Source organism: Planobispora rosea (assembly GCF_014648175.1).
Classification (GTDB): domain Bacteria; phylum Actinomycetota; class Actinomycetes; order Streptosporangiales; family Streptosporangiaceae; genus Planobispora; species Planobispora rosea.
The window spans coordinates 1-26,614 of record NZ_BMQP01000059.1 but is presented as its reverse complement, the minus strand read 5'-3'; the positions used below and the strand labels follow the sequence as shown (position 1 = coordinate 26,614).

General features: G+C 73.1%; 25 protein-coding genes, 1 tRNA gene and 1 pseudogene. 16 read left to right on the top strand and 11 right to left on the bottom strand.

Going from position 1 to position 26,614, the window contains the following annotated elements; genetic code table 11:
* Window positions 1–11 precede the first annotated feature (11 nt).
* Both IEZ08_RS35990 and IEZ08_RS35985 read left to right on the top strand, forming a co-directional pair.
* Window positions 12–752, top strand: coding sequence for an SAM-dependent methyltransferase (locus tag IEZ08_RS35990; RefSeq protein WP_229803899.1), 741 nt, complete (start codon window positions 12–14; stop codon window positions 750–752).
* 68 nt (window positions 753–820) lie between these two features.
* Window positions 821–1,660: an SCO6745 family protein gene (locus tag IEZ08_RS35985; protein WP_068925602.1), complete on the top strand. Its 840-nt coding sequence runs from the start codon at window positions 821–823 to the stop codon at window positions 1,658–1,660.
* A 62-nt stretch (window positions 1,661–1,722) separates the two neighbouring features.
* Here IEZ08_RS35985 and IEZ08_RS35980 read toward each other — a convergent pair whose 3' ends face one another.
* Together IEZ08_RS35980 and IEZ08_RS35975 are read right to left on the bottom strand one after the other, a co-directional pair.
* A complete protein-coding gene (locus IEZ08_RS35980; RefSeq protein WP_189243938.1) occupies window positions 1,723–2,985 on the bottom strand; it encodes a serpin family protein in 1,263 nt (420 codons plus the stop codon).
* Between the two features lie 131 nt (window positions 2,986–3,116).
* Window positions 3,117–3,671, bottom strand: a complete 555-nt coding sequence (locus IEZ08_RS35975) for a class I SAM-dependent methyltransferase (RefSeq protein ID WP_189243937.1) — start codon at window positions 3,669–3,671, stop codon at window positions 3,117–3,119.
* A 57-nt stretch (window positions 3,672–3,728) separates the two neighbouring features.
* Here IEZ08_RS35975 and IEZ08_RS35970 point away from each other — a divergent pair, with 57 nt between their 5' ends.
* Window positions 3,729–4,214: a MerR family transcriptional regulator gene (locus IEZ08_RS35970; RefSeq protein WP_189243936.1), complete on the top strand. Its 486-nt coding sequence runs from the start codon at window positions 3,729–3,731 to the stop codon at window positions 4,212–4,214.
* Here the strand turns inward: IEZ08_RS35970 and IEZ08_RS40025 are convergent.
* From IEZ08_RS40025 to IEZ08_RS35960, 3 genes and pseudogenes are all read right to left on the bottom strand, one after another.
* The gene (locus IEZ08_RS40025; RefSeq protein ID WP_229803897.1) at window positions 4,189–4,656 is read right to left on the bottom strand and encodes a hypothetical protein; all 468 of its coding nucleotides are present in this window, start codon (window positions 4,654–4,656) and stop codon (window positions 4,189–4,191) included. The genes IEZ08_RS35970 and IEZ08_RS40025 overlap by 26 nt on opposite strands.
* Window positions 4,657–4,882: 226 nt before the next feature.
* Window positions 4,883–5,230 (bottom strand): annotated as a pseudogene (locus IEZ08_RS40020) (FUSC family protein); the annotation flags it as partial.
* A gap of 166 nt (window positions 5,231–5,396) precedes the next feature.
* Window positions 5,397–6,197: a TetR/AcrR family transcriptional regulator gene (locus IEZ08_RS35960; RefSeq protein ID WP_068925593.1), complete on the bottom strand. Its 801-nt coding sequence runs from the start codon at window positions 6,195–6,197 to the stop codon at window positions 5,397–5,399.
* A 71-nt stretch (window positions 6,198–6,268) separates the two neighbouring features.
* Between IEZ08_RS35960 and IEZ08_RS35955 the strand changes: the two genes are divergently transcribed.
* From IEZ08_RS35955 to IEZ08_RS35940, 4 genes are all read left to right on the top strand, one after another.
* Window positions 6,269–7,279 carry an ATP-binding cassette domain-containing protein gene (locus tag IEZ08_RS35955; RefSeq protein ID WP_189243935.1) on the top strand — a complete coding sequence of 337 codons (1,011 nt, stop codon included), beginning with the start codon at window positions 6,269–6,271 and terminating at the stop codon, window positions 7,277–7,279.
* Window positions 7,276–8,124 (top strand): ABC transporter permease, encoded by an 849-nt coding sequence (locus IEZ08_RS35950; RefSeq protein WP_189243934.1) that lies wholly within the window; start codon window positions 7,276–7,278, stop codon window positions 8,122–8,124. The genes IEZ08_RS35955 and IEZ08_RS35950 overlap by 4 nt, the downstream gene beginning before the upstream one ends.
* A gap of 83 nt (window positions 8,125–8,207) precedes the next feature.
* Window positions 8,208–9,893, top strand: coding sequence for a RecQ family ATP-dependent DNA helicase (locus IEZ08_RS35945; protein WP_229803895.1), 1,686 nt, complete (start codon window positions 8,208–8,210; stop codon window positions 9,891–9,893).
* A 177-nt stretch (window positions 9,894–10,070) separates the two neighbouring features.
* A complete protein-coding gene (locus IEZ08_RS35940) occupies window positions 10,071–10,835 on the top strand; it encodes a nucleotidyltransferase domain-containing protein (RefSeq protein WP_068925592.1) in 765 nt (254 codons plus the stop codon).
* 10 nt (window positions 10,836–10,845) lie between these two features.
* On the opposite strand, the gene IEZ08_RS35935 is transcribed toward IEZ08_RS35940, so the two are convergent.
* Window positions 10,846–11,832 (bottom strand): helix-turn-helix domain-containing protein, encoded by a 987-nt coding sequence (locus IEZ08_RS35935; protein ID WP_189243933.1) that lies wholly within the window; start codon window positions 11,830–11,832, stop codon window positions 10,846–10,848.
* A 240-nt stretch (window positions 11,833–12,072) separates the two neighbouring features.
* Between IEZ08_RS35935 and IEZ08_RS35930 the strand changes: the two genes are divergently transcribed.
* Window positions 12,073–12,561 carry a rhodanese-like domain-containing protein gene (locus IEZ08_RS35930; protein WP_068925588.1) on the top strand — a complete coding sequence of 163 codons (489 nt, stop codon included), beginning with the start codon at window positions 12,073–12,075 and terminating at the stop codon, window positions 12,559–12,561.
* Between the two features lie 63 nt (window positions 12,562–12,624).
* Here the strand turns inward: IEZ08_RS35930 and IEZ08_RS35925 are convergent, their stop codons facing one another.
* A complete protein-coding gene (locus IEZ08_RS35925; RefSeq protein WP_189243932.1) occupies window positions 12,625–13,170 on the bottom strand; it encodes a hypothetical protein in 546 nt (181 codons plus the stop codon).
* A gap of 75 nt (window positions 13,171–13,245) precedes the next feature.
* Between IEZ08_RS35925 and IEZ08_RS35920 the strand changes: the two genes are divergently transcribed.
* The 6 genes from IEZ08_RS35920 to IEZ08_RS35895 all read left to right on the top strand — a co-directional run bounded on the left by IEZ08_RS35920 (window position 13,246) and on the right by IEZ08_RS35895 (window position 17,444).
* On the top strand, window positions 13,246–14,082 hold the full coding sequence (locus IEZ08_RS35920; protein WP_189243931.1) for a hypothetical protein: 837 nt from the start codon (window positions 13,246–13,248) through the stop codon (window positions 14,080–14,082).
* Window positions 14,079–14,447: a GntR family transcriptional regulator gene (locus IEZ08_RS35915; RefSeq protein ID WP_203863675.1), complete on the top strand. Its 369-nt coding sequence runs from the start codon at window positions 14,079–14,081 to the stop codon at window positions 14,445–14,447. Before IEZ08_RS35920 ends, IEZ08_RS35915 begins: the two co-directional genes overlap by 4 nt.
* A 216-nt stretch (window positions 14,448–14,663) precedes the next feature.
* Window positions 14,664–15,197 carry a TIGR03086 family metal-binding protein gene (locus IEZ08_RS35910; protein WP_203863676.1) on the top strand — a complete coding sequence of 178 codons (534 nt, stop codon included), beginning with the start codon at window positions 14,664–14,666 and terminating at the stop codon, window positions 15,195–15,197.
* A 182-nt stretch (window positions 15,198–15,379) separates the two neighbouring features.
* Entirely contained in the window at window positions 15,380–16,897 is a 1,518-nt protein-coding gene (locus IEZ08_RS35905) for a vWA domain-containing protein (protein ID WP_229803893.1), read from the top strand.
* A gap of 191 nt (window positions 16,898–17,088) precedes the next feature.
* Window positions 17,089–17,161, top strand: a tRNA-Ala gene (locus IEZ08_RS35900).
* Between the two features lie 34 nt (window positions 17,162–17,195).
* Window positions 17,196–17,444, top strand: a complete 249-nt coding sequence (locus tag IEZ08_RS35895) for a hypothetical protein (protein WP_141704185.1) — start codon at window positions 17,196–17,198, stop codon at window positions 17,442–17,444.
* Between the two features lie 74 nt (window positions 17,445–17,518).
* Here IEZ08_RS35895 and IEZ08_RS35890 read toward each other — a convergent pair whose 3' ends face one another.
* Complete coding sequence (locus tag IEZ08_RS35890; protein ID WP_203863677.1) at window positions 17,519–18,079, bottom strand: CAP domain-containing protein; 561 nt, start codon at window positions 18,077–18,079, stop codon at window positions 17,519–17,521.
* 157 nt (window positions 18,080–18,236) lie between these two features.
* Window positions 18,237–21,335 carry an AfsR/SARP family transcriptional regulator gene (locus IEZ08_RS35885; RefSeq protein WP_189243929.1) on the bottom strand — a complete coding sequence of 1,033 codons (3,099 nt, stop codon included), beginning with the start codon at window positions 21,333–21,335 and terminating at the stop codon, window positions 18,237–18,239.
* Between the two features lie 124 nt (window positions 21,336–21,459).
* Here IEZ08_RS35885 and IEZ08_RS35880 point away from each other — a divergent pair, with 124 nt between their 5' ends.
* Window positions 21,460–22,461 carry an NADP-dependent oxidoreductase gene (locus IEZ08_RS35880; protein WP_068925572.1) on the top strand — a complete coding sequence of 334 codons (1,002 nt, stop codon included), beginning with the start codon at window positions 21,460–21,462 and terminating at the stop codon, window positions 22,459–22,461.
* 303 nt (window positions 22,462–22,764) lie between these two features.
* A complete protein-coding gene (locus tag IEZ08_RS35875) occupies window positions 22,765–23,427 on the top strand; it encodes a PilZ domain-containing protein (RefSeq protein ID WP_068925570.1) in 663 nt (220 codons plus the stop codon).
* A gap of 10 nt (window positions 23,428–23,437) precedes the next feature.
* Here the strand turns inward: IEZ08_RS35875 and IEZ08_RS35870 are convergent, their stop codons facing one another.
* Both IEZ08_RS35870 and IEZ08_RS35865 read right to left on the bottom strand, forming a co-directional pair.
* Window positions 23,438–24,967 (bottom strand): MFS transporter, encoded by a 1,530-nt coding sequence (locus IEZ08_RS35870; protein ID WP_189243928.1) that lies wholly within the window; start codon window positions 24,965–24,967, stop codon window positions 23,438–23,440.
* 30 nt (window positions 24,968–24,997) lie between these two features.
* Window positions 24,998–26,596 (bottom strand): ATP-binding protein, encoded by a 1,599-nt coding sequence (locus IEZ08_RS35865; protein WP_506330648.1) that lies wholly within the window; start codon window positions 26,594–26,596, stop codon window positions 24,998–25,000.
* Window positions 26,597–26,614: the final 18 nt, after the last annotated feature.

The window sequence follows — 26,614 nt, the reverse complement described above, 5'->3', positions numbered from 1 at the left end:
GCATGACCGGCATGTCACTGCGCTTTCACGAGATCGCCGAGGGTGGTCACCGCATCCTCAACCCGTTCACCGACGAGAAGCTGGAACTGCTGGGCGAGGTCGCCCGGCTCCGCCACGGCACGCGCCTGCTCGACCTGTGCTGCGGCAAGGGGGAGATGCTCTGCCGCTGGGCCCTGGAGCACGGGATCGAGGGGGTGGGGGTCGACATCAGCCAGGTCTTCCTGGACGCGGCGCACGAGCGGGCGGTGGAGCTGGGGGTGGCCGGGAGGGTCCGGTTCGAGCAGGGTGACGCCGGGGCCTATCCGGCCGAGCCGGGCTCCTTCGACGTCGTGTCGTGCCTCGGGGCGACGTGGATCGGGGGCGGGGTGGAGGGGACGGTCAAGCTGATGCTCCCCGCGCTCAAGGAGGACGGGATCCTCCTGGTCGGCGAGCCGTACTGGATCTCCGAGCCGCCCGCCGGGGCCTACGAGGCGTTCGGCTTCGGGCCGGCGGACTTCACCTCGCTGGCCGGGACCTTCGACCGGTTCGAGGCGGCCGGGACGGAGGTGCTGGAGATGGTCCTGGCCGACCCCGGCAGCTGGGACCGCTACGTGGCGAGTCAGTGGTGGACGTTGAGTGACTGGCTGCGGGCGAATCCCGGCGACCCGGAGGTCGAGGAGATGCGCGCGTTCCTGGAGCGCTGCCGCAGGTCGCATGTGGAGTACGGCAGGCAGTACCTCGGGTGGGGCGTCTTCGTGCTGCGCCGCCGTTGACGGTTACCGGCGAGTAGAAATACCTTCTAGACATACATTCTGGAAGTTGTGGATCTCCCGGAGGAACGATGACCGACGTCCAGCTCGCCCGGCAGGCATGGCGCCGCCTGGAGCCCCTCCACGCGATGGTCTACTTCGTCCCGGAGGCCGCCGAGCGCTACGCCGCACTGGGGCTCGACACGCACGCGGGCTACTTCGCCTCCCGCTCGGCCGCCTTCGGCGCCGCCTCGCCCGAGCTGGTCATCGCCACCTTCTACAACTTCTGCCCGGCGCTCGTGCGCAGGGCGCTCCCGGCGGCCTGGGGGGTCGCGACCCCGGAGAAGGTCCTCCAGGCCCGCTACGACGCCGCCGAGGCGGCCCTGCGCCGGGGCGGAATCCACGAGCTGCCGGGCCTGAGCGAGACGGCCGCGCTGGCCAGGCGCGCGGCCGACCGCGCCTGCGAGCACCCGCAGGGCCGCCCGCTGTTCGCCGCGCACGCGGCGCTGCCCTGGCCGTCGGACGACCCGCTGATGGAGCTCTGGCACGCCCAGACCCTGCTGCGCGAGTTCCGGGGTGACGGGCACGTCGCCACCCTGCTCGCCGAGGGGGTCGGGCCGCTGGAGGCACTGGTCCTGCACGGCGCGACCGGAGCGGGCATGCCCGTGGTCTTCCTGAAGATCAGCCGGGCCTGGCCGGAGGAGGAGTGGCTGACGACCGAGGAGCGGCTGCGCGAGCGCGGTCTGCTGGCGGGCGACGAGCTGAGCGCCGAGGGGCGGGCGCTGCGGCAGCGGATCGAGGAGCGCACCGACGAACTGGCCCTGCCCGCCTACGCCGCGCTCTCCGATGACGAGCTGGCCCGCCTGGCCGAGCTGGCCCGGACCTTCGGCCGCGGCGTGGTGGACGCGGGCCTGCTGAACATCGGCGGCTGAGCCGTAGCGGGCCTGCGGCACCGGTCGCGCCCGCCCGGCGCCGCGGGCCGGATCGGGGCCGGTCAGCCCGTCGCGGTCGGGTCGGCGACCTGGCCGATGAAGAGCGGGACCTGCGTCGGGCGGTGGACGATCGCGAAGGCGAACGGCCGGTCGGCGCGGAGCTCGGCCTCGGCGGGCGGCGGGGCCGAGACGGCGAAGGCCAGGCCGGTGACGGCGGCGGCCTCGGTCCCCCACTCGTCCACGGTGACGTTCGCCCTGTGCGCCGCCTGCTGGAGGAAGAGACCGTCGGCGATGCCCGGGTAGTCCGCGCTCCTCAGTCCGAGCTCCGCCAGCGACGCTCCCAGGTCCAGCCCGGTGGAGAAGTCCCAGCGGGGCATGACGACCCGCACCCGGGTCTCCTTCAGTGCCTTGGCCGTCTCGGTGAGCGCGGCGGGGGAGAGCCGGTCGCCGGGGGAGCCGCCGGCCTCCGGCAGCAGGATCCACATCGCCAGCTCGCTCTTGGCGTAGGGCAGCTCGACGGCCTGCCAGCCGGGCCCGCTCGCGTGGCGGAACGCGCCCTCCTGCCGCATCAGGGCCGTGCTCACCGTCGTGCCGTCGACGCGGGTGAAGGTCGCGTCCTCCTCCGGCGGGTCGGTGAACGGGAGAGCCCAGTCCGCCCTGAGGTAGAGGGCGTTGGCGATGACCAGCTTCGTGTCGGGGTCCAGCCGGTCGAACACCTTCTTGATCCGCCCGGCGGTCCGCTCGTCGGCCCAGGCGTTGATGACGTCGGCGGCGTCCCCGGTGAAGTCCACCTGGTGCGCGCCCGTGCCGTACTTGGCGGCGAGCGTGCGCAGGAACTCCTGCCTGACCGCCAGCCCGTCCTGGACGAACAGGCCGCCCGCGAGGGCGACCACCGGCGGCTCCGGCTCGCCGCCCCCCTTCTGCGCGTCCCGTGTCGCGTCCCGGTCGGGGACGGGCGGCGGCCTGTCGGTCGTGGTGATCACGCGGGAGAGCGTGTTGAACGCCGAGTGCGGCCCCTCGGACGGGAATCCGAACACCTCGTCCAGCTCGGCTCCGGTCGCCTGGTCCGCGCCCGCCCTGGCCATGCCGTAGGCGTAGGCGATGCTCAGCGGGGACAGGACGGTGTTGACGCCGGGCTTGGCGACCTCGGTGAACAACGAATGGCCGAAGGCGGCCAGGGCGGGCTGCAGGTTCCGGACCGGGGCCCCCGCCGGGGTCTCCCGCCGCACCCCCTCGGCGGTGATCACGCGGGCCCCGGGTGCGCCGCCGCACGCGGCGAGGGCGGCGACGGCCAGCAGGCCGAGAGCGAAGGCACGACGGTTCATATCCTTCGAACGTCCGCGGGAGCCGTACGGTTCACGGGTCATAGGGCTCACGGGTCATAGGGCTCACGGGTCATAGAGCTCACGGGCCGCCCGGTGCGCTGGCCGTACGGCTCGCAGCCCGCGCGGGCGGGTCAGATCGCGTATCCGGCGAAGATGGGGAACGGCAGCAGGGCGCGCACCAGCGTGCGCCGGATCGGCCGTCCCGGGAAGCGGTCGCGTGCGGCCGCCGCGAGCCCCCGGACGGAGACGAACCGGAAGTCGTAGATCCACAGGGGCGCCTCCGGCTTCAGCACCCGGGCGAACTCGGCCACGGCCCGGTCCACCCGGTCCCAGTGGTGCATGCTGAGCGTCGAGACGACGAGGTCGAAGGCACCGTCCGGGTACGGCAGCGCGGCGACGTCCGCCACGTCCAGGGTGATCCGGTCCTGCAGGGACGCGTCACGCACGTGGCGGCGGCCGATCGCGATCATGTCCGCCGACAGGTCCACGCCGGTCAGGCGGAGGTCCGGGCGGAGCCGGACGAGCTCCAGCAGCAGGTGCCCGGAACCGGTCCCCGCGTCGAGGACCGTGCCGCCCGGCGGGGCCACGGCGGCGATCTCCCGGCAGATCTTCCGGAACAGGGTGCGGTTGAGGCGGCCCGCCCGCCGGTCGTAGCGCTCGCCGCTCCGGCCCTCGAAGTACGACATCCGATCACGTCCTCTCCGTCGTTGACCTACGCGCCCAATCTGCACGTTAATGTGAACATGAAGTCAAGTTCCGCGGAGACGGTCGAGACGGTCGAGATCGGTGAGCTGGCGGGCCGGTACGGCCTGGCCGGTCACGTCCTGCGCCACTGGGAGGCGATGGGCCTGCTCAGCCCGGCCCGCCGGGCCAACGGCCGGCGCCGCTACGGCCCTGAGGACGACGCCCGGGTCGCGCTGATCGTGCGAGCCAAGGAAGCCGGGGCCTCGCTGGAGCAGATCCGCGAGCTGGTGACCGCGGGCGACGGGGCGCGCAGGCGGGAGGTCCTCGTCCGGCACCGGGCCGAGCTGGCCCGGCGGATGGAGCGGCTGCGCACGTCCATGGAGATGATCGAGCACGTGCTGGAGTGCCCCGCGGAGGACTTCTTCGAGTGCCCGGAGTTCCAGCGGATGATCGCGGCCGGGGAAAAGGCTGGGGAAACGACTGGGGGAACGGCTGGGGGAACGGCCGGCGCGGCTCCGGTCAGTGCCCGTCCGCCGGGCGGGTGAGCGGGGGAAGCGCGGCGAGGGCGGTCTCGCGGTCGGTCCCGGTGGCTTCGAGCAGGTCGACGACGATGGACCGGAGCTGGGCGATCATCGCGGCGGTGGAGAGACCCGCGCGGGCGGTGGAGACGCCGTCCAGCCGGGCGGCTGCCTCCAGGATCGCGGCTCTGGCCCCGTCGGGCGGGTGACCGGCGGCCAGTTCGTCGCGGAGGATCAGGACGGCATCGGCGAGTTCCCGCAGGACCGGGGAGAACCCGGCGGGCGGGCTCTCTCCCGCGTGCAGCGCGGCCACGGCGCGCCGGGCGAGCACCCGGGTGTTGCGGAGCGCGCGGTCGACCGGCGGGGCGGCCGTCTCGTATCTGCGCAGCCGCGTGCGGAGCCGCCGCCGCAGCGGGGCGATGGTCGTCATCTCCTTCCCCGTCTTCAGGGCGTCGTCGAGGTCCTCCACCGCCTGCTGTCCCCCTGACCTCCTCCAGCGTGTCGGAGGCGCGCTCCGGGTCGCGCTTCGCGACGGCGTCCGCGGTGCCGCGGAGGGCGGCGGCCAGGGCCTCCAGCACGGCGGCGGCGTGCCGGTGGACGATGGCGGCCGGGCCGGTGGGCAGCAGGGCGACGGCGGCGATGCCCAGCGCCCCGCCGACCATCGCGTCGACCATGCGGTCGAGTCCGCCGACGCCGGTGGGCGGCAGCAGCGTGGCGACCAGCACCGCGGACGACCCCGCCTGCAGGACGATCAGCGTCCCGCTGTCCAGCAGGACCGCCGCGCCCATCGCCAGCGCGACGACGAGGGCGATCTGCCACGGACCGGAGCCGATCTTGAGGATCAGCAGGTCGCCGATCCCCACACCGAGGCTCACCCCGGCGACCAGTTCGGCCAGGCGGCGCAGGCGCTGGCCGACGGCCACCCCGATGCAGATCACCACGGCGATCGGCGCGAAGAACGGGCGGCCGTGGCCGAGCACGTCCTTGGCCACGACCCACGCGAGCGCGGCGGCGACGGCGCACTGGGCGATGGACGGCCCCATGAGCGCCAGCCGTTCCAGCCGGCCCCGCACATCGACATTCATGATTCCCCCGGACGCCCGGGGACGGCTCCCGCGGGCGACACCTTCCTACCCGCCGTCGCGTACGGCTTCCCGCCCGCCGCCGCGCGCCGCCTGCCGCCCGCCGCGTCCCGCCTCCCGCCCGCCGTCACGTGCCGCCGGGTCCCGCGCGGTCCCGTACGGCCGCCGCGACGTAGGCCTCGACGCCGTCCAGCAAGCGCTGCAGGCCGAACTCGAAGCCGTTGTCGTCGTCGGAGAACACGCCCGCGTCGGCGACGCGCCTGAGCGTCGCGAAGCGCTCGTCGTTCAGGAAGCGCATCATGAACGGCTCCTGCGCCTGCCAGAACTGCTCGTCGCTGACGCCGGTGCGCTGCGCGGCCTGGCCCGCCTCCACGATGAGGCGGGCGGTGCCGGTCACGTAGGCGTCGACGAGCGTGATCACCTTCATCATCTCGAAGTCGTCCAGGCCGATGCCGTCGAGCACGCGCAGGGCGATCTCTATTCCCTTGATCGAGCTGGGGCCCATTATCGGCCGCGCCTGGGAGACCTGGAGGATCCACGGGTGGCGCAGGTGCAGCGCCAGCACCCCGCGGGCCATCTCCTCCATCGCGGCGCGCCAGCCCCCGGCCCGCAGCAGCTCGGCCTCCTGCTCGGGATCCCGCTCGGGGTCGAGGTCCTCGCCGTACACCACGTCGAGCATGAGGTCGACGAGCTCGGCCTTGCCCGGCACGTAGCGGTAGAGCGACATGGTGCCGACCCCGAGCTCGGTGGCGATCCGGCGCATGGACAGCGCGGTCAGCCCCTCGGCGTCGGCGACCTTGATCGCGGCCTTGACGATCCGCTCGATGGTGAGCCCGGGCCTGGGTCCGCGCGCGGGCCGTTCGTCGCCGCCCCACATCACCTTGAGGCTGAACGACAGGTTCCCGCGACCGCTGTATTCCGTCGACATCTTGCGCTCATCATAGGACTGCGTATTCTGTACGCATAACTTCGTACAGCGTACTCAGTAAGGAGGCCGTCATGGCCCCGAACGGAACGGCGATCGTCGCCGAAGGACTGCGGAAGGAGTACAAGCAGACCAGAGCCCTGGAAGGGTTCGACCTGACCGTCCCCGAGGGTTCGATCTGCGGGCTGCTCGGCCCCAACGGAGCCGGGAAGACCACGGCGGTGCGGATCCTGTCCACGCTGCTGGAGTTCGACGGCGGCCAGGCCGAGGTCGCCGGGTTCGACGTCGTACGGCAGGCCGCGCAGGTGCGCTACCGGATCGGGGTGACCGGGCAGAGCGCGGCGGTCGACGAGATCCTCACCGGCCGGCAGAACCTGGAGATGTTCGGGCGGCTCTACCACCTGGGCGCGGCCGAGGCCCGCCGCCGGGCGGACGCGCTGCTGGAGCGGTTCGGGCTGGCCGACACGGGCGGCAAGTCGGTCAAGCACTACTCCGGAGGCATGCGCCGCCGGCTCGACCTGGCCGCCAGCCTCATCATGGCCCCGCAGGTGCTCTTCCTCGACGAGCCCACCACCGGCCTGGACCCGCGCGGCCGCATCGAGGTCTGGGAGGCGATCCGCTCGCTGGTCGCCGGGGGCACCACGGTTCTGCTGACCACCCAGTACCTGGAGGAGGCCGACCGGCTCGCCGACCGGATCGTGGTGCTCGACCGGGGCCGGATGATCGCCGAGGGGTCGCCGGAGCGGCTCAAGTCCACCATCGGCGGCGACCAGCTCGACCTGGTCGTCGCCGATGCCGCCGAGCTGGCCGAGGCGGCGCGGATCATCGCCCGCGTCTGCGGCGCCGAGCCCGGGACGCGGCCGGACACCCGGGAGATCACCGCCCCGGTACGGCACCGCGTCGCCACCCTCACCGAGGCCGTCCGCGCCCTGGACGAGGCGGGGATCGCGGTGGAGGACATCGCCCTGCGGCGGCCGACCCTGGACGAGGTGTTCCTGCGGCTCACCGGGCACCGGGCGGAGGCCGCCGACCACCGAGGCGACCACCGAGGCGACCACCGAACGGAGAAGGAGACGGCCGTATGACCACGACCACGACCACGCCCGCCGCACCGCCCCAGCCGATCCCGGCGGCCCCCCTCTCCCGGGTCCGCTGGATGATCTCCGACAGCTGGACCATCACCCGCCGCTACCTGATCCACTGGGTGCGGGAGCCCTCCTACGTCGTGTGGGGGCTGATGTACCCGATGGTCTCCGTGCTGCTGTTCGGCTACGTCTTCGGCAGCGCCATGGCGGTGCCGGGCGGAGGGGACTACCGCGAGTTCCTGCTGCCGGGTCTGTTCGGCATGACCATGATGTTCGGCATCGGCAACACGATGATGGGCGTCACCGCCGACGCCGACAAGGGCATCACCGACCGCTTCCGGGCGATGCCGATGGCCCGCTCCGGGGTGGTGGTCGGCCGGAGCGCGGCCGACATGATCAACTCGGTCATGGACCTCGTCATCCTGATCGTCTGCGGCCTGATCGTGGGCTGGCGGGCGCACGGGACGATCGGGGAGACCCTGGCGGCGGTCGGCCTGTTGCTGCTGCTGCGGTTCGCGTTCATCTGGGTCGGCATCTACCTGGGGCTGCTGGCGAAGAACGCGGAGCAGGCGGGGAACTTCTACGCGCTGCTGTTCCCGCTCACGATGATCTCCAACGCCTTCGTCGCCCCGGAGATGATGCCGGGCTGGCTCGGCGCCGTCGCCGCCTGGAACCCGCTCTCCTCCACGGTCGCCGCGACCCGTGAGCTGTTCGGCAACCCCGGCCTGGGCGGTGATTCCTGGATCGCGCAGAACGCGATGCCCATGGCCGTGGTCTGGCCCGTGGTGATCGTGGCGGTCTTCGCGCCGCTGGCCGCGCGCCGCTACCGCAGAGCCAGACGCTGAAGCCGGGCGCGGGCCTCCCCGACTAGGGCCCCGATCCGGGGGTACCTGGTGGACCGGGTCAGCGGAGGCGGAGGAGAACGGGCGTGGGAAACGGATCCGGATCGCGAGCGGGACGGCTGCGCGCCGTGGCCCGGGGGACCCTGGGAAACAGGTTCGGATCACGAGCCAGACGGTTGCGCGCGGTGGCCCGCGAGGTCTTCGGGTGGGAGGATCTGCGGTCCGGCCAGATCGAGGCGATGAGCCACCTGGTGGGCGGCGGCGACGCGCTCGTGGTCATGCCGACCGGCGGCGGCAAGTCGGCCGTCTACCAGGTGCCCGCCCAGCTCCTCGACGGCCCGACGGTGGTCGTCTCACCGCTGATCGCGCTGCAGCGGGACCAGGTCGCCGGGCTGACGGAGGTCGGCGCGGGCGGGGCGGTCGCGCTCAACTCGGCGCAGGGCGGCTCCGACGACCCGCTGGAGGCCGTGCACGCGGGCCGCGCCGAGTTCGTCTTCCTCGCCCCCGAGCAGCTCGCCAAGCCCGAGATCGTGGAGCGGCTCCGGGCCGCCCGCCCCTCGCTGATCGCCGTCGACGAGGCCCACTGCGTGTCCGCCTGGGGCCACGACTTCCGCCCCGACTACCTGCGGCTCGGCCAGGTGATCGAGCGGCTCGGGCACCCGCCGGTGGTGGCCCTGACCGCCACGGCGACCCCGGCGGTGCGCGAGGAGATCGTGGCGGTGCTGGGCCTGCGGGACGTCCGCCAGGTCGTGCGCGGGTTCGACCGGCCCAACCTGGAGCTGGAGGTGCGCCGTTTCGTCACCGCGGACGAGCTGCGGCAGGCGGTGGTGGCCGAGGCGGCCCGCCGTACCGGCCTCGGGCTCGTCTACGCCGCCACCCGCCGGGACACCGAGGAGTACGCCGCCGCGCTGCGGGAGGCGGGACGGCGGGCGGAGCCGTACCACGCGGGGATGAAGGCGGCCGACCGGCACCGCGTCCACGAGATGTTCCGCGACGGCGAGCTGGACGTCGCCGTGGCGACCTCGGCGTTCGGCATGGGGATCGACAAGCCCGACGTACGGTTCGTCCTGCACGCCGCGCCGCCCGAGTCCCCGGACTCCTACTACCAGGAGATCGGCCGCGCCGGGCGGGACGGGGAGCGGGCCGCGGCGGTGCTGTTCTACCGCCCCGAGGACCTGGGGCTGCGCCGCTTCTTCGCCGGGGGACGGACGGACGAGGAGTTCCTGCTGCGCGTCGCGACGCTGGTGGCCGAGCACGGCGGCACGGTCCGCGCCCGCGAGCTGCGCGAGCTGCTCGGCGTGGGCGCCGCCCGCCTGACCCGGGCGGTGAACCTCCTGGAGCGCGCCGGGGCCGTCGAGGTCACCGGCCGGGGCGACCTGCGCCGGGCCGCCGGAGGTCCGGAACCCGCCCGCGCCGTCGAGCGGGCCGCCGAACTGGAGGAGATCCGCCGCCGCATCGACGAGTCACGCGTCGAGATGATGCGCGGCTACGCCGAGACCACCGGCTGCCGCCGCCGGTTCCTGCTGGAGTACTTCGGCGAGCCGTACGAGCGCCTCTGCGGAACCTGCGACACCTGCCGGGCCGGTGAGGCGCAGGCCCCCGAGGACACCGGTCCCTTCGCGATGCACGCGCGGGTACGGCACAGCGAGTGGGGTCCCGGCACGGTGATGAGCAGGGAGAACGACCGCGTCACGGTGCTGTTCGAGGAGGTCGGCTACAAGACGCTGCTCCTGGAGGCCGTCGAGCGAGAGAACCTGCTGACGCCCGCCTAGGCCGGCGGCCGTCGCGTACGGCGGACCCGGCGGCCCGCCGACCGGCATCGAACGGGGCCCCCGTCACCACCCCCACTCCGCGACCTCCGCGGAGCTTGGGTCTCCAGCCGGCGGAAGGCCCGGACTCGGCTGTGCGAACCGCCCGTTCCCGGGCGGAGCCGATTACGATCACCGGGCATGACCGCGCCTCCCGCAGAAGTCCTCGCCGTCACCGACCGCTACCTCGCCCTCGCCGACGCCCACGCGCCGGGGCTCGTCGACGGGCTCTACCTCGTCGGATCGCTGGCCCTCGACGACTACCGCCCTGGGCGGAGCGACATCGACTTCGTCGCCCGGATGTCCGCCGAGCCCACCCGGGAGCAGGTCGCCGCCCTCGGCCGCGCGCACGCCGAGCTGGCCCCGCCCGTGCCCTTCGACGGCGTCTACGTGACGGCCGCCGACCTGCGCGACGACTCCGGCCGGTGCGGCGCGCGGCCGTACGCCTTCGAGGGGGCGTTCAAGATCGACGAGTGCTTCGAGACCAACCCCGCCGTCTGGCAGACCCTCGCCCAGTGCCCCGTCGTCCTGCGGGGTGGGCCGCCGCACGTCCACACCGACCCGGAGCGGCTGGCCGGGTGGACCCGCGGCAACCTGCGCGATTACTGGCGCGGCTGGCGCGAGCTGATCGCCTTGAGCACCCCGGAGCAGGTCGGCGACCACTCCGTGGTGTGGACCGCGCTCGGCACGACGCGCCTGTGCCACACCCTCGCCACCGGGCTGGTCACCTCCAAGAGCGGCGCGGGCCGGTGGGCGCAGGAGGAGTTCGGCCCGCTCCCGATCCTGGCCGAGGCGCTGCGCCTGCGCGCGGGGGAGGGCTCCGCCTATCCCGGAGCCGCCGAGCGCCGTCAGGACCTGCTCGACTATCTGGACGGGCTCTTCGCCCGTTTCGGGATCGAGCCGTGAGGTCCGCCGCTCACGCCGAGGGGCGGAAGGCCCTGCGGTAGGCCGAGGGGGAGGTGCGCATCGCCCGGGCGAAGTGGTGGCGGAAGGTCACCGGGCTGTCGAAACCGACCGCGGCGGCGATCTCCTCCACCGGCGCGGCGGTGGACTCCAGCAGGGTGAGGCTGGCCGCGACCCGCTGGGAGATCACCCAGCGCAGCGGGCTGGTCCCGCTCTGGCGGCCGAAGTGCCGGATGAAGGTGCGCTGCGACATGCGTGCGACCCTCGCCAGATCGGCGACCGTGATGGGCTCGGAGAGGTGGTCGAGAGCCCAGGCCATCGCGGCGGCCACCGCGTCGTCGTCCTCCACCGGGGCGACGGCCGCCTGGACGAACTGGGCCTGCCCGCCCTCCCGGTGCGGCGGGATGACCAGCCGCCGCGCGACCGTGTTGGCCACGCCCGGCCCGTGGTCCTTGCGCACGAGGTGGAGCAGCAGATCGAGCCCGGCCGCGCTGCCCGCGCTGGTCAGCACGTCGTCACCGTCCACGTAGAGCACGTCCGGGTTCACCCGTACCCGGGGGAACCTCTCCTGGAGCAGTCCGGCGTACTTCCAGTGGGTCGTCGCCTCCCGCCCGTCCAGCAGCCCCGCGGCGGCCAGCGCGAACGCCCCCGAGCAGATCGAGACGACCCGGGCGCCGCGGTCGTGCGCCGCCCGCAGCGCGGCCGTCACCGCCGGGGAGACCTCACCCCGCACATCCGGAACCCCCGGGACGATCACCGTGTCGGCCGCGGTGAGGACGTCCAGACCGTGCTCGGCGCGCATGCTGAAGCCGCCCACGACCCGCAGATCGTCGCGGGTCTCGGCGCAGACGGCCAGTTCGTACCAGGGCGCGTCCAGTTCGGGCCGGGAGATGCCGAAGATCTCCACGACGCATCCCAGCTCGAAGGGGGCCATGCCGTCGAAGGCCAGCACGGAGACGCTACGGCGCGCGGCACGTGCTGCCGGGAGCGGGAGCAGCATGGCGAAATCTTAGCGATAAGCGGCATTCGTGCCACTGTCGGTCGCCTATCGGATCCCGGCACCATTTCTTCCGTCACCGCCGCTCATGGATGACTGGCCGGGCAGACGAGTGGAATCGGGCGATCCGCCCGATCCGGCACCCGTTCGATCCGGCACCCACCCGACCTGACTGATCCACCCGACCCGACTGATCCGCCCGACCTGACCGATTCGCCCGACCTGACCGAGAGGCCGCCTGACATGTCCGCCAGCACCCCCGCCGTCCCCGTCTCCAGCGCCGTGACCTCGGTCCCCGCCGCGGGCAACGCCGCCGCACTCGCCCACTTCGCCGCCCGGCTGGCGTTCGAGACCGACGTGTCCGACGTCGCCGCCGACCTGGCCGCCGGGGTCCCGGGCATCGTGGTGATCGACTCCCGCAGTGAGGAGAGCTGGAACCAGGGTCACATCGAGGGCGCCGTCCACCTGCCCACCGCCCGGATCGCCGCCCGCGCCGCTGAGGTCGTCCCGGCGGGGGCGACCGTGGTGACCTACTGCTGGGGCCCCGGCTGCAACGGCGCCACCCGTGCCGCGCTGGAGTTCGCCAAGCTCGGCTATCCGGTCAAGGAGATGCTGGGCGGCTTCGAGTACTGGGTCCGGGAGGGTTTCCCGGTCGCGACCGCGAGCGGTGTCTCCCGCCACCCGATCGACCCTCTGACCGCTCCCGCCTCCGGCATCGCCTGCGCCTGCTGACCCCTCTTCCCGCCTCCGGTGTGCCGCCCAGCCGCAGGCCCCTTCCCGGGCCGGGCGCGCCGCTCAGCCGCAGGCGGCGTCGGCCACGGCGCGCCGCCAGCCGGGCAGCCGCCCGTCCTCCCAGGGGATGTTCACCTCGTAACCGCTGAGCGGCCCGTAGGCGACCATCTCCAGGCGCCAGCCGGCCGGCTCCGATCCGCATCGCACGTCCAGCTCCAGGACGAGCGTCCGGCGGGCGCCGCCGGAGAGGGCCCAGCCCGTGACGGGAAGCATGCGGGGCTCGGCGGGCAGGCCGTCGGGGCTGCCGGGGAAGTGCGGCTTCAGGGAGCGCACGGGCAGGGTCGTGCCCGGCGAGACCGAGGACGGCTGTGCCTGGACCAGGCCCTCGTTGCGCAGCTCCACGTGGAGGCGGACGCTTCCCCGGGCCGCCCCCGGCTCGACCAGCGTGGGGGTGGCGCTCAGCCGGGGGACGACGGCCCCGGCCCCCCAGGCGAGGATCGCCAGGACGGTCATGGCGATGGGGATCAGCACGATGACGGCCAGCCGCCGCCTCGCTGACACGCGTGGAGCGATCCGCGCCCACGTCTCATCGTTGATCTCCGATGTCATGGAGGCCTCCCGCATCGTCAATGTATCAATATATTGATACATTGACGCTATCGGAGGCAACGCCGGGGGAGGACCATGGCTTCGTCGTCGCAACAGCTCGCCCTCGCGCTGGCGTGGATGTTCGCCGTCCCCACGCTCGTGCTGCTCGCCGGATTCGCCCCGGTCGGCAGGGGCCGGCTCGCCAGGTTCGCCTCCCCCCGCGATCTCACCGTCACGGTCACCTCCGGGCCGGTCCTCATCACCTACCTGGCCAGAGTGAGCCGGTGGCGGGCGGTGGGAGGGGCCGCCGGGTGGGTGGCGGGCGGAGCCCTCGCGCTCCCGGGCGCCTACTACTTCTGGGGCGCCGCAGGTTATCTGGTGGGAGCGCTCGCAGCCGAGATCCGGACCTCCGTACGGCTGACGCCGCCCGACGGCCCACGCCGGGCGTCGCTGGCCGTGCGCCGTTCCGGCGACTACCTGTCGTGGGGCGTGCGCTGGGGCCCGGTGTTCGTCATCTCCGCCGTGGCCCTCCAACTGGCCGGCTATCTCCGGTGGCCGAGTGCCGGAACTCTGGACGTCCAGCCGTCGGAGGTGCTCCTCGGCGGGACGGGGGTGGCCGTGGTGACGGCCGTCCTGTGGTTGTCGCGGTGGCTCATCGTCCGGCGTCCCCGGCCGGTACTCCCCGATGATCTGAACGCGGTGGACGATGAGATCAGGGCCAGTTCGCTGCAGACCATCGGTGGGGCGTCGCTCGCGCTGATGTGCCTGGCCGCGGGTGACGTGATGTGGGACGTCACGCTCGATCTCGATGCTCCCGAGCCGTTCAACTGGATCCACAGCGTGCTGGCCTTCGGCGTGTTCGCGATGGCGCTCTACGCCTGGTTCGGGGTGCGGGTGCGGGCCCGCCGCCTCCTGCGGGAGACGACCGAGTGATCGTCGAGATCGACCCGGAGGCGTCCGTGCCGCCGTACGAGCAGCTCAGGACGCAGATCGCCGCGCTGATCCGCAGCGGCGAGCTGGAGGTCGGGACCCGGCTGCCGAGCATCCGGCAGCTCGCCGGAGACCTCGGGCTGGCGTCGGGGACGGTCGCGCGGGCCTACCGCGAGCTGGAGAGCGCCGGATACGTGCGGGGCAGGGTGGGCCAGGGCACGGTCGTGCGCGCGGCACCCGAACTGGCCGAGCGCGAGCGCGGCGAGCGGCTCACCGAGGCCGCGCGGGCCTACGCGACGGCCGCGCGTGAACTCGGCGCGGATCTCGATTCGGCGCTCACCGCGGTCCGGAGGCAGTTCGGAGGCTGACGGCCCTCCGGCCCGCGACAGGATCGGGACGTCGGCCGGGCCGAGGCCCTCGGGTCACGACGGGATCGGGACGCGGACCGGGTCGAGGCGGTCCAGGACGTGGTCGTCGCGGACGGCGGCAGCGCGCGCGAGCCCCCATGATAGACGCGCATGGGCATGGATCTCATGTCGCGGTTCCTCGGGACAAGCCGGAACGACGGAGGAATGATGACCCGTATGAACGAGATGTTGTCGCGTGCGGCCGACCGCACGGTGAACGTGGTCCGCGGGATCCGGGAGGACCAGTACGGCCTGCCGACCCCCTGCTCCGAGTACGACGTGCGGACCCTGCTCGGTCACCTGTCCTGGGTGGCGCTGCTGTTCGAGGCACTGGCCCGCAAGGAGCCGATGCCGCCCGAGGACAACGAGCCAGAGGCCCTTGAGACCCGCGTCCGGGGCATGGTCGAGGGCTGGTCCCGCCAGGAGGCGTTCGAGGGGGAGAGCCCGATGATGAAGCTCCCCATGACCGTGGTCTTCCAGATGGGCCTGGGTGACCTGGTCTTCCACGGCTGGGACCTGGCCCGGGCCACCGGGCAGGACTACGAGGTGGACCCCGAGACCGCCGAGGCCATGCGGATCTACGCCGAGCAGATGGCGCCGATGGCGCGGCAGAACGGGGTCGTCGGCGACGAGGTCCCCGTGCCGCAGGACGCGCCGTCGTTCGACCGGGCCCTCGGGCTGCTCGGGCGGGACCCGGCCTGGAAGCCTTGATCACGCGTCGGGCACGGTTAGCGCTCGCTTGGGTCAAGCGCTGAGCGTGTTCCGGGAGGGCGTCGTCGTACGGGGTGACACGCACCCCACGGAGGCGCGACATGAAGACTCACCCGCAGACATGTCACCGGACACGCCCGCAGACCCGCTCGCGGGCCCGTCCACTCCTCGTCGTTCTCGCCGTGATCGCCTTGATGCTCGCCGCAGCCTGCGGCAGCGGCGGGGACACCAAGCCCGCCGCCGGGTCCGCGACGAGCCAGGACCGGGGCGCACCGTCCTCGGCGCAGGGCCACGGTGAGGCGCCCCGGGAGACGGAGGCCGCCGCCGGCCGGAAGGACGAGACGGACAGGGAGGCCGGGGAGGCCGGGGAGGACACCGCCGAGCGGGAGGACCGGGACACCACAGCCGAGCAGGTGTCCACGTTCGCCCTCGACGTGGACACCGCCTCCTACGGCTACGCCAGGCGGACTTTGCAGGAAGGCCGCCTGCCCGACCCGGCCCAGATCCGCCCGGAGGAGTTCGTCAACTCCTTCCGGCAGGACTACGAGGAACCCGGGGACGACGGTTTCTCCATCCACCTCGACGGCGCCCGGACGCCCGAGAACGGCACCGCGCTGCTCCGGGTCGGCCTGCAGACCCGCCGGGACGACCCGGAGGCGCGGCGCCCGGCGAGTCTGACCTTCGTGGTGGACGTGTCCGGCTCGATGTCCGAGTCCGGCCGCCTCGACCTGGTCAGGGAGGCCCTGCACAAGCTCGTCGACCAGCTGGGACCGGGGGACCACATCTCGATCGTGACCTTCAGCGACGAGGCCGAGCTGGTCCTCCCGATGACTCCGGCGACGGATCGGGAGACGCTGCACGCGGCCGTGGAGCGGCTGGCCGTACAGGGGTCGACGAACCTGGAGGCGGGCCTGACCACCGGCTACGCCGAGGCCTCCCGCGCGTTCCGGCCGATGGCGACCAACCGGGTCATCCTGCTCTCCGACGGCCTGGCCAACACCGGCGACACGAGCTGGCAGGGCATCCTGGACCGGGTCGCGGAGTCCGCGGGCAGGCAGATCACGCTGCTCTGCGTGGGCGTCGGCCGGGAGTACGGCGACCACCTCATGGAGCAGCTCGCCGACAACGGCGACGGCGCCGCGGTGTACGTCAGCTCGGTCGACGACACGCGCAAGGTCTTCGCCGAGCAGCTGGCCACCACCCTCGACCTGCGGGCCCGCGACGCCAAGGCGCAGGTCGTGTTCAACCCCTCGGTGGTGGAGTCCTACCACCTCATCGGCTACGAGAACCGCGCACTGGCGGCCGAGGACTTCCGCGACGACGCCAAGGACGGCGGTGAGATCGGCCCCGGCCACTCGGTGACGGCCCTGTACCGGGTACGGCTGCGCGGCGGCGCCTCCGGCCAGCTGGCCACCGCGACCGTGCGCTGGCAGGATCCCGACACCCGCCGGCCCGCCGAGACCAGCGGGTCGCTGGACACGCGGGCCCTGGCGGGGTCCCCCTGGGAGGGGACCTCCCCGAGGTTCCAGGTGGACGTGGTGGCGGCGGCGTTCGCCGAGCACCTGCGCACCCGTGAGCCGCTCACCGGCGTCGGCGTCCGGGATCTGACCGGGCACGCCACCCGGCTGGCCGCGGCCACGGAGGATCCGATGGTGACCGAGCTGGCCGACCTGATCGGCCGCGCCACGGCACTCGGCTGAGAGCCGTCCCGGGGACCCCGCCGCGGCGGGGTCCCCGGGACACCCCTTCAGAGCGGGCTCGCCCGGAACCGGGGCGGGGCGGGTCGACGGCCGGACGGCGGCGGGGACCGGCCCGACGGTTACGATGTGCGGGGCGTTGTCCTATACACTGGCGGGGTGCCGCAGGGGTGAACGCCCCGACGGGCACATGAGGGGCTATGGCGCAGTTGGTAGCGCGCTTCCATGGCATGGAAGAGGTCTGGGGTTCGAATCCCCATAGCTCCACACCAGGGCCGTTCTTGAAATGGTCTGAAGCACGTTGACGAGATCCCGTCTGATCACTCCGATCGGACGGGATCTCGTCGTTTCTCCGGACGGCGTGGCCGCCGGCAGGCTCTTCCGGGTGGGCGTGGTGGCCGCGGAGAAGCGTGCCGCCTGTATGCCGCTGCTCTCCCGCGATATGACGATCAGGTTCATCGCCCGGGTGGTCGGAGTCGAGGACGGGCCCGACGACTGTCTGCCTGCCTGCCGGCCGGTACCGCCGAGACCGAGGACGGCGACGGCCTGATGTTCGACTTCGATCACGCCCGTGACGGGCGCAGGCCGCCTGTGATCTTCCGATGGCCCACTACGGAGCGGGTGTCACTTGGCAGCGAAGATCTGGGTCCAGTAGATCGCGCCGTCGGAGTTCTTGGCCGCGCCGACCCCGATGACGGTGAACGTGCAGTTCATGATGTTGGCCCTGGTTTCGGAGTAGCCCATCCAGGACTTCACGACCGCGGCCGGGGTGGACTGGCCCTTGGCGATGTTCTCCGCCCAGTGGGTGCCGCCGGTGAAACCGGTCTCCTTGATGCGGTCGGCGAAGGACCGGCCGTCGCGAGAGGTGTTGGAGAGGTAGTCGTGCTTCGCCATGTCGGCCGAATGTCCGCGGGCGGCCCGGTGAAGTTGCGAGTGGTGCTTGAGCGCCCGGCAGCCCTTCTTCGCCCGGCGGGCGTTGACCAGCCGCACGACCATGTTCTCCCGCGCCGTTCCCACCCCGGCGCCGGATACCGATGCCGTGGTGGCCGGCCCGGACAGGCCGGGCGAGCCGGACCGGCCGGCGCCGGAAGCCGGGGACGCCGTGACGGCCTGCGCCGTACCCACGGGCGCGGTGATCGTGGCCAGGGCAGCGGCCGCGGCGAGTAACCCGAGGGGTCGGCGCATGGGAGATCCCTTCAGATGCGGTAGAGGCTGGACGACTCGGCGTTCTGGCGCGACCCTCATCGATCCGTCGTTTACGTCTCGTCGATCATCGCAGGCCCAAGGCCGACGCGTCACAGCGGGTCATCGCCCTGGCGGGCACGGTCATGATCGGCTGGGGTCAGCGTACGGATCCCCCGCCCAGCGCCGCGCGGACAGCGGCGGCGATCCGGTCGACGTCGCCGCGTTCCGCCTGCGGCAGGGGCGCGCCGACCGACTCCCTGAGCGCCGCGGCCTCATCCAGCAGGGCCACCGCCTCCTCGTAGGCGCCCTCGGCCGCTGCGACCCCGGCCAGTCCCTCCCGGGCCAGGGCGATGGCGCGCGGATCACCGATCTCGCGGGCCGCGGCCAGTCCTTCCAGATGCAGCGCCCTGGCCGTGGCGCGGTCGCCGCGCCGCTCGGCGATGAAGCCGAGCTCGGCCAGCAGCAGCGTCACGCCGTAGAAGGGCACGCCGTAGTCGGCCTCCAGGCGGCGATTCCAGGCCAGTGACCGCCGGAAGAGCCGCTCCGCCGTGTCGAGGTCGCCGCCGCGGCGGGCGACGAGGCCGAGGCCGACCCGGGCGAACTCCTCGGCGAAGCGGTTGGACTGCTCGGCCGCCAGGCGCATCCCCCGCTCGTGCAGTTCCCGTGATCCGTCCAGGTCCCCGGTCAGCAGGGCGAGCCGTCCGAGGCTGGACAGCCGGCAGGACGCGTCGGTCCACAGCCTCAGGTCCTCGGCGATGCGCAGGCCCTCGCGGTGCAGGCGGACGGCCCGCTCGTAGTCGCCGGTGATCTCGGCGAGGTAGCCGAGCATGTCGGAGGCCTGCAGCCGGCCCCAGCCGTCGCCCAGCTCACTGAAGATCGCCAGGCTCTGGGTGCCGGCCCGCTCGGCGAGGGCGTGGTCACCCTGGAACATCGCCTGTTTGGCGCGGCCCGCCAGCGCCGCCGCCTCCCCCCAGCGGTCGCCGGCGGAACGGAACCCTGCCAGCGCCTCCGTCAGCAGGCCCTCGGCGGTGGCGGCGTCCCCGAAGCTCAGATGCGCGAGTGCCAGGAACCAGCGTGACCGCGCGTCGTGGGCGTCCAGCGCCCGCGCCACGGTACGGCTGCCCCGCAGCGGGTCGCCGCCGTCGCCGGTCAGTATCGCGAACCCGGTCTCCCACGCCGCCGTCCTGGGGCACTCCACGCCGGGCAACGCCATGACCGCGGCGATGGAGGCGCGACCCTCGCGGTGCCTGCCGCGCAGGTACCAGTACCACGCCAGGGCGTCGACCAGGCGCAGTGCCAGGACGGGGTCGGCGGTGTGTTCGAGTACGGCCCGCAGGTTGGGCGCCTCGGTGTCCAGGCGGTCCAGCCACCGGCGCTGATCAGGGCCGTGGAGGTGGGGCGCGGCCTGTTCGGCCAGCTCGGTGTAGTAGAGGTCGCGGCGCCGGAAGACCGGGTCGCCGTCGGCGAGCCGTTCGAGACAGTAGGCGGCGATCGACTCCAGCAGCCGGTAGCGCATCCCGCCGGAGGACTCGACCATCGACCTGGCCACCAACTGGTCCAGCAGGTCGACGACGTCCGCACCGGGGTCCAGTCCGGGACCCGCGCACACCGCCTCGGCCGCCTCCAGCGTGCAGCCCCCCGGATGGACGGCCAGCCGGAGCAGGACCAGGCGCTGTTGCCCGGTGAGCTGCTCCCAGCTCCAGTCGATCACCGCGCGCAGGGTCTGCTGGCGGGCGGGCCGCCCCCGGCCCGATCCGGTGAGCAGGTGGAAGCGGGCGTCCAGCCGGTCGGCCACGCCGCGGACGCCCAGCGTGCGCACCCGGGCGGCGGCCAGTTCCAGCGCCAGCGGCAGGCCGTCCAGCCTCCTGCAGATCGCCGCCACTGAGGGCGCGCTGACCTCGTCCAGCACGAAGCCGGGTGCGGCGGCCGAGGCGCGGGCCACGAACAGCCGCACGGAGCCGGCCCGCGCCGGATCCTCCCCGGGCGCCGGAAGCTCAAGCGGCGGCACCGCGTACAGCGTCTCCCCGGGGATCGCCAGCGGTTCCCGGCTGGTGGTCAGCACGCGCAGGTCCGGGGCGGTCCTCAGCAGCAGGTCCGTCAGCTCGGCGACCGGTTCGATCGCGCGCTCGCAGTCGTCCAGCACGAGCAGCAGCCGCCGGCCGCGCAGGGCGTCGGCGAGCCGGTGCGCCAGGCCGGCCGGGCGCACGCCGGGACGGGCACCGGTCGCCGTGTCGTCGCGGACGTCCAGTTCGGCGGCCACCACCTCGGTCACGGTCGCCGTCCCGCCCGGGACACCGGCCAGCTCGACCAGCCACACCCCGTCGGGGAAGGCGTCGGCGGCCAGGTCGGCGACCGCCAGGGCGAGCCTGGTCTTGCCGACACCGCCCGGACCGGTCAGCGTGACCAGACGGGCCGAGCCGAGCAGGGCGCCGACCTCGGCCATGGCCTGCTCGCGGCCGATCAGCTCGGTCGGGGCGGCGGGGAGGTTCGTGCGCGGGCGCGGGCGCGGGGGCGCGAGCGAGGGGTCCTGGCGCAGCATCGCCCGGTGGAGGGCGGCCAGTTCGGGTCCGGGGTCGAGGCCCAGCTCGTCGGCCAGCCTGCGCCGCAGGTCCTCGTACCCGGCCAGCGCCTCCGCCTGCCGGCCCGACCGATAGAGCGCCCGCAGGTGGGCGGCGCGCAGGCGCTCGCGCAGCGGGTGCACGGCCACCAGCTCGCCCAGCTCGTCGGTCACCAGGCTGTGCTCGCCCAGCTCCAGCCGTACCTCCGCCCGCTCCTCCAGCGCGGCCAGGCGCTGCTCCTCCAGACGGGTGGCCGCGGCACGGGCGAACTCCTCGTCGGCGAAGCCGGCGTAGGCGGGACCGCGCCACAGGGCCAGGGCATCCGACAGCAACCCCGCCTTCGCCCGTGGATCGGTGGCGGCGCGGGCCGTGCCGAGCAGCGCGGCGAAACGGGTGGCGTCCACGTCGGCGGCACGCAGGACGTAACCCGGCGACTGGAAGACCACCAGCCCGCGTCCTCCCGCCTCCGCCTGCTCCAGGGCGCGGCGCAGCTGGGACACCTTGGTCTGCAGCGTGTTGACGGGGTTGCCCGGTGGGTCGTCTCCCCACAGATCCTCGGCCAGGCGGTCGGCCGAGACCGGACGCCCCTGGTGGATCAGCAGGTCGGCGAGCAACGCCCGGACCTTCGCCTCGGGGACCCGCACGGGCCGCCCGTCGTCGGTCCATACGCAGAGGGGGCCGAGTACACCGAATCGCACCGGGTCACCGTACCCGCAGCGAACCCCCAGCCGATCGTGCGCGCCCCGGTCCACAGTGGAGCCCGAAGCGGAGGACAACCGGAGTCCGGAGCAGCGGACACCGCGTCGAGCGAGGAGCACCACCATGACCGTGAACCGTGAGATCCGTCTGGCCGCCCGCCCCTTCGGCGAGCCCGGTGCGGAGAACTTCGAACTGGTCACCGCCGAGCTGCCCGAACCGGCCGAGGGCCAGGTCCTGGTCCGCAACACCTGGATGTCGGTCGATCCCTACATGCGCGGGCGGATGGACGACGCCGAGTCCTACCTGCCCCCGTTCCGGCTCGGCGCGCCCCTGGACGGCGCGGCGATCGGCGAGGTCGTGGCCTCACGCTCGGCTGACATCCCGGTGGGCGCGACCGTCGTGCACTTCCTGGGCTGGCGCGAGTACGCCGTGGTGGACGCCGCTGCCGCGACCGTGGCCGACCTCGCCCTGGCCCCCGCGGAGGCGTGGCTGGGCGTGCTGGGCACCACCGGGCTGACCGCCTACGCGGCGCTGACCGAGGTGGCTCCCGTACGGCAGGGCGATGTGGTTCTCGTCTCGGCGGCGGCCGGGGCCGTGGGCAGCATCGCCGGGCAACTCGCCCGCAAGCTCGGGGCCTCCCGGGTGATCGGCTCCGCGGGCGGGGCACTGAAGGCGAAGAAGCTCGTGCAGGACCTCGGCTACGACGCCGCGATCGACTACCGCGCCGGTTCGGTCGCCGGGCAACTGGCCGAGGCCGCCCCCGACGGCATCGACGTCTACGTCGATCACGTCGGCGGCGACCACCTGGTGGCGGCCATCGACGCACTGCGCCACGGCGGCAGGATCGCGATGGTGGGCGCGATCAGCTCCTACAACGCCACCGAGCCGGTCCCCGGTCCGGGCAACCTGTTCGCTCTGGCCACCAAGGACGCCACCCTGCGCGGCATGCTGATCAGCTCCTACTTCCACCTGTTCCCCGAATGGATCGCGAAGGCGGCCGGCTGGCTGGCCGACGGCTCCCTGCGTACCGAGCTGACCGTGGCCGAGGGCATCGAGCGGGCGCCCTCGGCCTTCCTGGACATGATGCGCGGCGGCAACGTCGGCAAGATGCTGGTGAGGCTCTGAGTCATCTCGTGCCCGGCCTCCCCGGCTCCACGGACCCGTCACGGTGACGTCGGCCGACGGCGGTCACCGTGCGGGTCCGTCCCGCCGTCGGCGGGATGTGACGGAAACTACTCGAAAATCCGGTCCGTAAGGATGCTTTCACGGAAAGTGTCGCCTACTCTCAGTGGACGACCATATACGGATCCGTACCCCCGGATCCGTGTGCTCCGCCTTCCCGGGAACGAGGGGTGAGAGAGCACGTCGATGAGGCGGCGAGGCCGTCGCACCGTTGTCTTGGTCTTCCCCGGTTCAAGGAGTGCGTCCATGAAACTGCTTCCCCCGCTGAAAAGTGCGCTGTATGTGTGCGTCGACGACGACGCCGGGCACCGTTCCCGTCTGGAGGCGATCCTCGGCGACGACATCGTCATCGCCGCGCCCGCCGGCGCGGAGAAGCTGGAGGCCGCCGAGGTCGGCAGCCACCTGAGCCTGTTCTGGATCGACGAGGGCGGCCGGGTCGCCCTCCCGGTCCGGCTGGAGCACATCAGCGGTTCACCGGAGCGCTGGCGGCTGAGGCCGCTGAGCGAACCCCAGCGGATCGGACGCCGCGAGCACTTGCGCGGCGGTGGCGGGGAGAAGATGCGCATCTCCACCCTGGCCGCTCAGCCCGCCATCACCTTCGACAGCACCTTGCTGGACCTGAGCGAGAAAGCACTGCGGTGCTGGGCGCCGGCCTCCGACATCGCCGAGGGCGAGGAGCTGCACATCCAGGTGATGCTCAGCACCGGGATCCTGAGCCAGATCGGTACGGTCACCATCGTGCGCGACGACCCCGACGGATTCGGTCAGCAGATCGTGGTGAAGTTCCGGCAGCTGGCGACACCCACGGTACAGATGATCCGCCGCTACCTGTTCGCCTGGGAGGGCACCCGGCGCCGCAACCAGGAGCGGGCGTCGGCGGAACCGTCTACCGTCGCAGGCGCAGGCTGAGGCGGGATCGTCACGCGGGGGACAGTTCCGTGACATCGTCGGAGAGTTCCTTCGGCACGCCCCGCAGGGCGTAGAGCGCGGCCACCGCGAGCAGCAGGAGGATGCCCGCGCCGGTGAGCACGGTCGCCTGCATGCCCTCGACGAACGCCTCGCGGGCGGCCCCGGTGACGGCGGAGGCGAGGTCCGGAGGGAGCGTCGAGGCGGCGCGCAGGGCGTCGCCCAGCGTGTCCCGCACCTGAGCTCCGGTCTCGGCGGGAAGCCCGGCGGGCAGGACGAGATTGGCGGCGTAGGCGCTGTTCAGCACGGTGCCGAGGACGGCGATGCCCAGGGCGCCGCCCATCTCGGTGGCGGTCTCGGAGATCGCGGCGGCGGCGCCGGCCCGCTCCCGGGGCGCGGTGGCGATGATGGTGTCGTTGACCACGGCGAAGGTCATCCCGATGCCCGTGCTGGTGATGACCATGGCGACGACGAGGTAGGCGTAGGTGAGGTCTGTGTCGGCCTGGCCGTACAGGCCGAACCCCACGGCTGCCAGGACCATGCCGAGCGCGACCGTCCCGGCCCGGCCCCACCGGGAGATCAGCGGGCCCGCGACCGAGCCGCCGATGGCGGCGCCCACCCCGCCGGGCAGCCCCGCCAGTCCCGCGACCAGCGGGGACCAGCCCAGGACGAGCTGGAAGTACTGGGCGAAGACGAGCGACATCGAGAGCATCGCGAACATGGCGATCAGCGCGGAGCCGACCGAGGCGGAGAACGCGCGGTTGCGGAACAGCCGGACGTCGATGAGCGGCTCGGCGAGCCGGGTCTGCCGGCGGACGAACACGGCGAGCGTGATGACGCCGAGCACGGCCGCGACGATCACCGGGGCCTGCCCGACGCCTCCGTGGGCTCCCTCCTTCAGCGCGTAGATGACCGCGATCACGCCGACGACGGACAGCGGCACGCTCACCAGGTCGATGCGGCCGGGGGCCGGGTTGCGCGACTCGGGCAGTACGGCCATGCCGCCCAAGATGATCAACATGACCACCGGCACGTTGACCAGGAACACCGACCCCCACCAGAACTCGTTCAGCAGCGCGCCGCCCACCACGGGCCCCAGGGCGAAGCCCGCCGCGCCGATGCTGCTCCAGATGCCCACCGCGGTGGTCCGCTCCTTGGAGTCGGTGAACACGTTGCGGATCAGTGAGAGCGTCGAGGGCATGATGGTGGCGCCCGCCACGCCGAGCAGCGCCCGGGCGGCGATGAGCAGTTCCGGGCTCGGGGCGTAGGCCGTCAGCAGGGAGGCGGCGCCGAACGCGCCGGAGCCGATCAGCAGCAGCCGCTTGCGGCCGATCCGGTCGCCCAGGTTGCCCATGGTCACCAGCAGTCCGGCCAGCGCGAAGCCGTAGACGTCGACGATCCACAGCAGCTGCGGCGCCGACGGGTTCAGGTCGGCGGTCAGCTTGGGCGTGGCCAGGTGCAGCACGGTCAGGTCGATGGAGAGCATCAGCATGGCCAGACACGCGATCACCAGCGTGCCCCACTTGCGGGAGTCGTTTCTCATGGCCACAGCATCGGCGACGGCACTGACGGATCACTCACCGAGCGCTGACAGCTGCTCGCCGAGGACGGTCAGCGCCGGCTGCGGGGGGCCGCCGAGGACGGCCCTGCCCTGCCGCGCGAGCCGGGCGCCGCGCGCGTGGGCGGCGTGGTAGGCGGTCTCGCCGATCCGGTCGCGGGACCAGGCGCTCACCCGGGCGACGTCGGGATCCCCCGCGGGCGCCGAGCCGCGCAGCGCCGTGCCGAGACCGAGCAGCAGGGCCGCCCGCTCGCCGTCGCCCTCCAGCATCGCCACCCCGGCGAGCCCTTCGGCGATGCGGGCCGTCAGGGGCAGGTTGCGGTCGCCGAACCTGACCGCGAGCGCCCGTCGGTGACAGGCGAGGGCCTCGGCCGTGTCGCCCTCCGCCACGGCGATCCAGCCGAGTTCGACGTGCACGAGCATGCGCGTCTGGTCGGCGTCGAACCACCCCGCCGAGCACTTCTCCAGCGCCGCCTCGCAGAGGCGGCGCGCCTCGTCCAGGTCACCGCGGCGGCGGGCGAGCCCGCCGAGCCCGAGCCACGCTCCGGCCACCAGCTCCCAGGCGCCCGCCCGGCGTCCGAGCTCCTCCACCCGCTCATAGTCGTCGCGCGCCCCGTCCGCGTCCCCGTCGCGCGCCCTGCCGTCGGCGCGGCGCCGGAGCAGCTCGGCCACGTCGACGGGGGCGCCGATCTGCTCGGCCAGTTCGAGGGCCTCGTCGGTCAGCGCGATGGACCCGGCCCGGTCTCCCCGCCAGTCGGCGAGGTCGGCCATCCCGGAGAGCGTCTGCGCCAGGCCCCAGCGGTCGCCGATGGCGCGGAAGTCCTCCAGGGCGATGGCGAAGTCGCGCTCGGCCGTCACCGGGTCGCCCTCGAAGAGCTGGAAGTATCCCCAGCCGAAACGGCTGATCGCCCGCATCCAGGACCCCATCTCCAGCTGTTCCCACCGGGCCATCAGCCCCAGGGCCGCCTGCCGCTCCGGCGGGCCGGAGACCATCGCCCACAGGACGCTGATGAAGGGCTGCCGGGGCATGGACTCCCGCTCGACCATGATCTTCTGGGTGGTCGTCAGATGCGGGTCCAGCTCGGGGTCGTGACGACCGCTCGCGGCGACGATCATCACGCACAGCGCGTACTCGTCGGCGAGCTCCGCGGGCGGCGTGGAACCGATCATCCTCAGCAGTTCGCGGGCCGGCCCCACGCCTTCGCTGCGCAGCCCGCGCAGCCACCAGTAGCAGACCAGGGCCGACATCAGCCGCAGCGCGCGCTCGATGTCGGCGGCCTCGACCGCGCGGCGCAGCGCGGCGTGCAGGTTGTCCCGCTCGGCGTCCAGCCGGGCCAGCCACTCCAGCTGCTCGGCGCGGCGCAGGTACGGGTCGGCGGTCTCGGCGAACCCGAGGAAATAGTCGATGTGGGCGTCGCGCAGGCGTTCGGTCTCTCCGGCGGCGGTCAACTGCTCAGCACAGAACGCCCGGATCGTCTCCAACATCCGATACCGACCCCCACTCACCTCCACCAACGACTTGTCCACCAACGACGCCAACACCCCATCGGCATCGGCCACCCCGCACACCCACTCAGCCGCCCCCAACGTCGCCCCCCCGGCAAACACCGTCAACCGCCGCGCCAACCTCCG

Excerpts from the sequence above, each read along its gene's own strand:
- IEZ08_RS35990 (WP_229803899.1), top strand. The coding sequence starts at position 12 with ATGTCACTGCGCTTTCACGAGATCGCCGAGGGTGGTCACCGCATCCTC.
- IEZ08_RS35985 (WP_068925602.1), top strand. The coding sequence starts at position 821 with ATGACCGACGTCCAGCTCGCCCGGCAGGCATGGCGCCGCCTGGAGCCC.
- IEZ08_RS35980 (WP_189243938.1), bottom strand. The coding sequence starts at position 2,985 with ATGAACCGTCGTGCCTTCGCTCTCGGCCTGCTGGCCGTCGCCGCCCTC.
- IEZ08_RS35975 (WP_189243937.1), bottom strand. The coding sequence starts at position 3,671 with ATGTCGTACTTCGAGGGCCGGAGCGGCGAGCGCTACGACCGGCGGGCG.
- IEZ08_RS35970 (WP_189243936.1), top strand. The coding sequence starts at position 3,729 with ATGAAGTCAAGTTCCGCGGAGACGGTCGAGACGGTCGAGATCGGTGAG.
- IEZ08_RS35960 (WP_068925593.1), bottom strand. The coding sequence starts at position 6,197 with ATGTCGACGGAATACAGCGGTCGCGGGAACCTGTCGTTCAGCCTCAAG.
- IEZ08_RS35955 (WP_189243935.1), top strand. The coding sequence starts at position 6,269 with ATGGCCCCGAACGGAACGGCGATCGTCGCCGAAGGACTGCGGAAGGAG.
- IEZ08_RS35950 (WP_189243934.1), top strand. The coding sequence starts at position 7,276 with ATGACCACGACCACGACCACGCCCGCCGCACCGCCCCAGCCGATCCCG.
- IEZ08_RS35940 (WP_068925592.1), top strand. The coding sequence starts at position 10,071 with ATGACCGCGCCTCCCGCAGAAGTCCTCGCCGTCACCGACCGCTACCTC.
- IEZ08_RS35935 (WP_189243933.1), bottom strand. The coding sequence starts at position 11,832 with ATGCTGCTCCCGCTCCCGGCAGCACGTGCCGCGCGCCGTAGCGTCTCC.
- IEZ08_RS35930 (WP_068925588.1), top strand. The coding sequence starts at position 12,073 with ATGTCCGCCAGCACCCCCGCCGTCCCCGTCTCCAGCGCCGTGACCTCG.
- IEZ08_RS35925 (WP_189243932.1), bottom strand. The coding sequence starts at position 13,170 with ATGACATCGGAGATCAACGATGAGACGTGGGCGCGGATCGCTCCACGC.
- IEZ08_RS35920 (WP_189243931.1), top strand. The coding sequence starts at position 13,246 with ATGGCTTCGTCGTCGCAACAGCTCGCCCTCGCGCTGGCGTGGATGTTC.
- IEZ08_RS35910 (WP_203863676.1), top strand. The coding sequence starts at position 14,664 with ATGAACGAGATGTTGTCGCGTGCGGCCGACCGCACGGTGAACGTGGTC.
- IEZ08_RS35890 (WP_203863677.1), bottom strand. The coding sequence starts at position 18,079 with ATGCGCCGACCCCTCGGGTTACTCGCCGCGGCCGCTGCCCTGGCCACG.
- IEZ08_RS35880 (WP_068925572.1), top strand. The coding sequence starts at position 21,460 with ATGACCGTGAACCGTGAGATCCGTCTGGCCGCCCGCCCCTTCGGCGAG.
- IEZ08_RS35875 (WP_068925570.1), top strand. The coding sequence starts at position 22,765 with ATGAAACTGCTTCCCCCGCTGAAAAGTGCGCTGTATGTGTGCGTCGAC.
- IEZ08_RS35870 (WP_189243928.1), bottom strand. The coding sequence starts at position 24,967 with ATGAGAAACGACTCCCGCAAGTGGGGCACGCTGGTGATCGCGTGTCTG.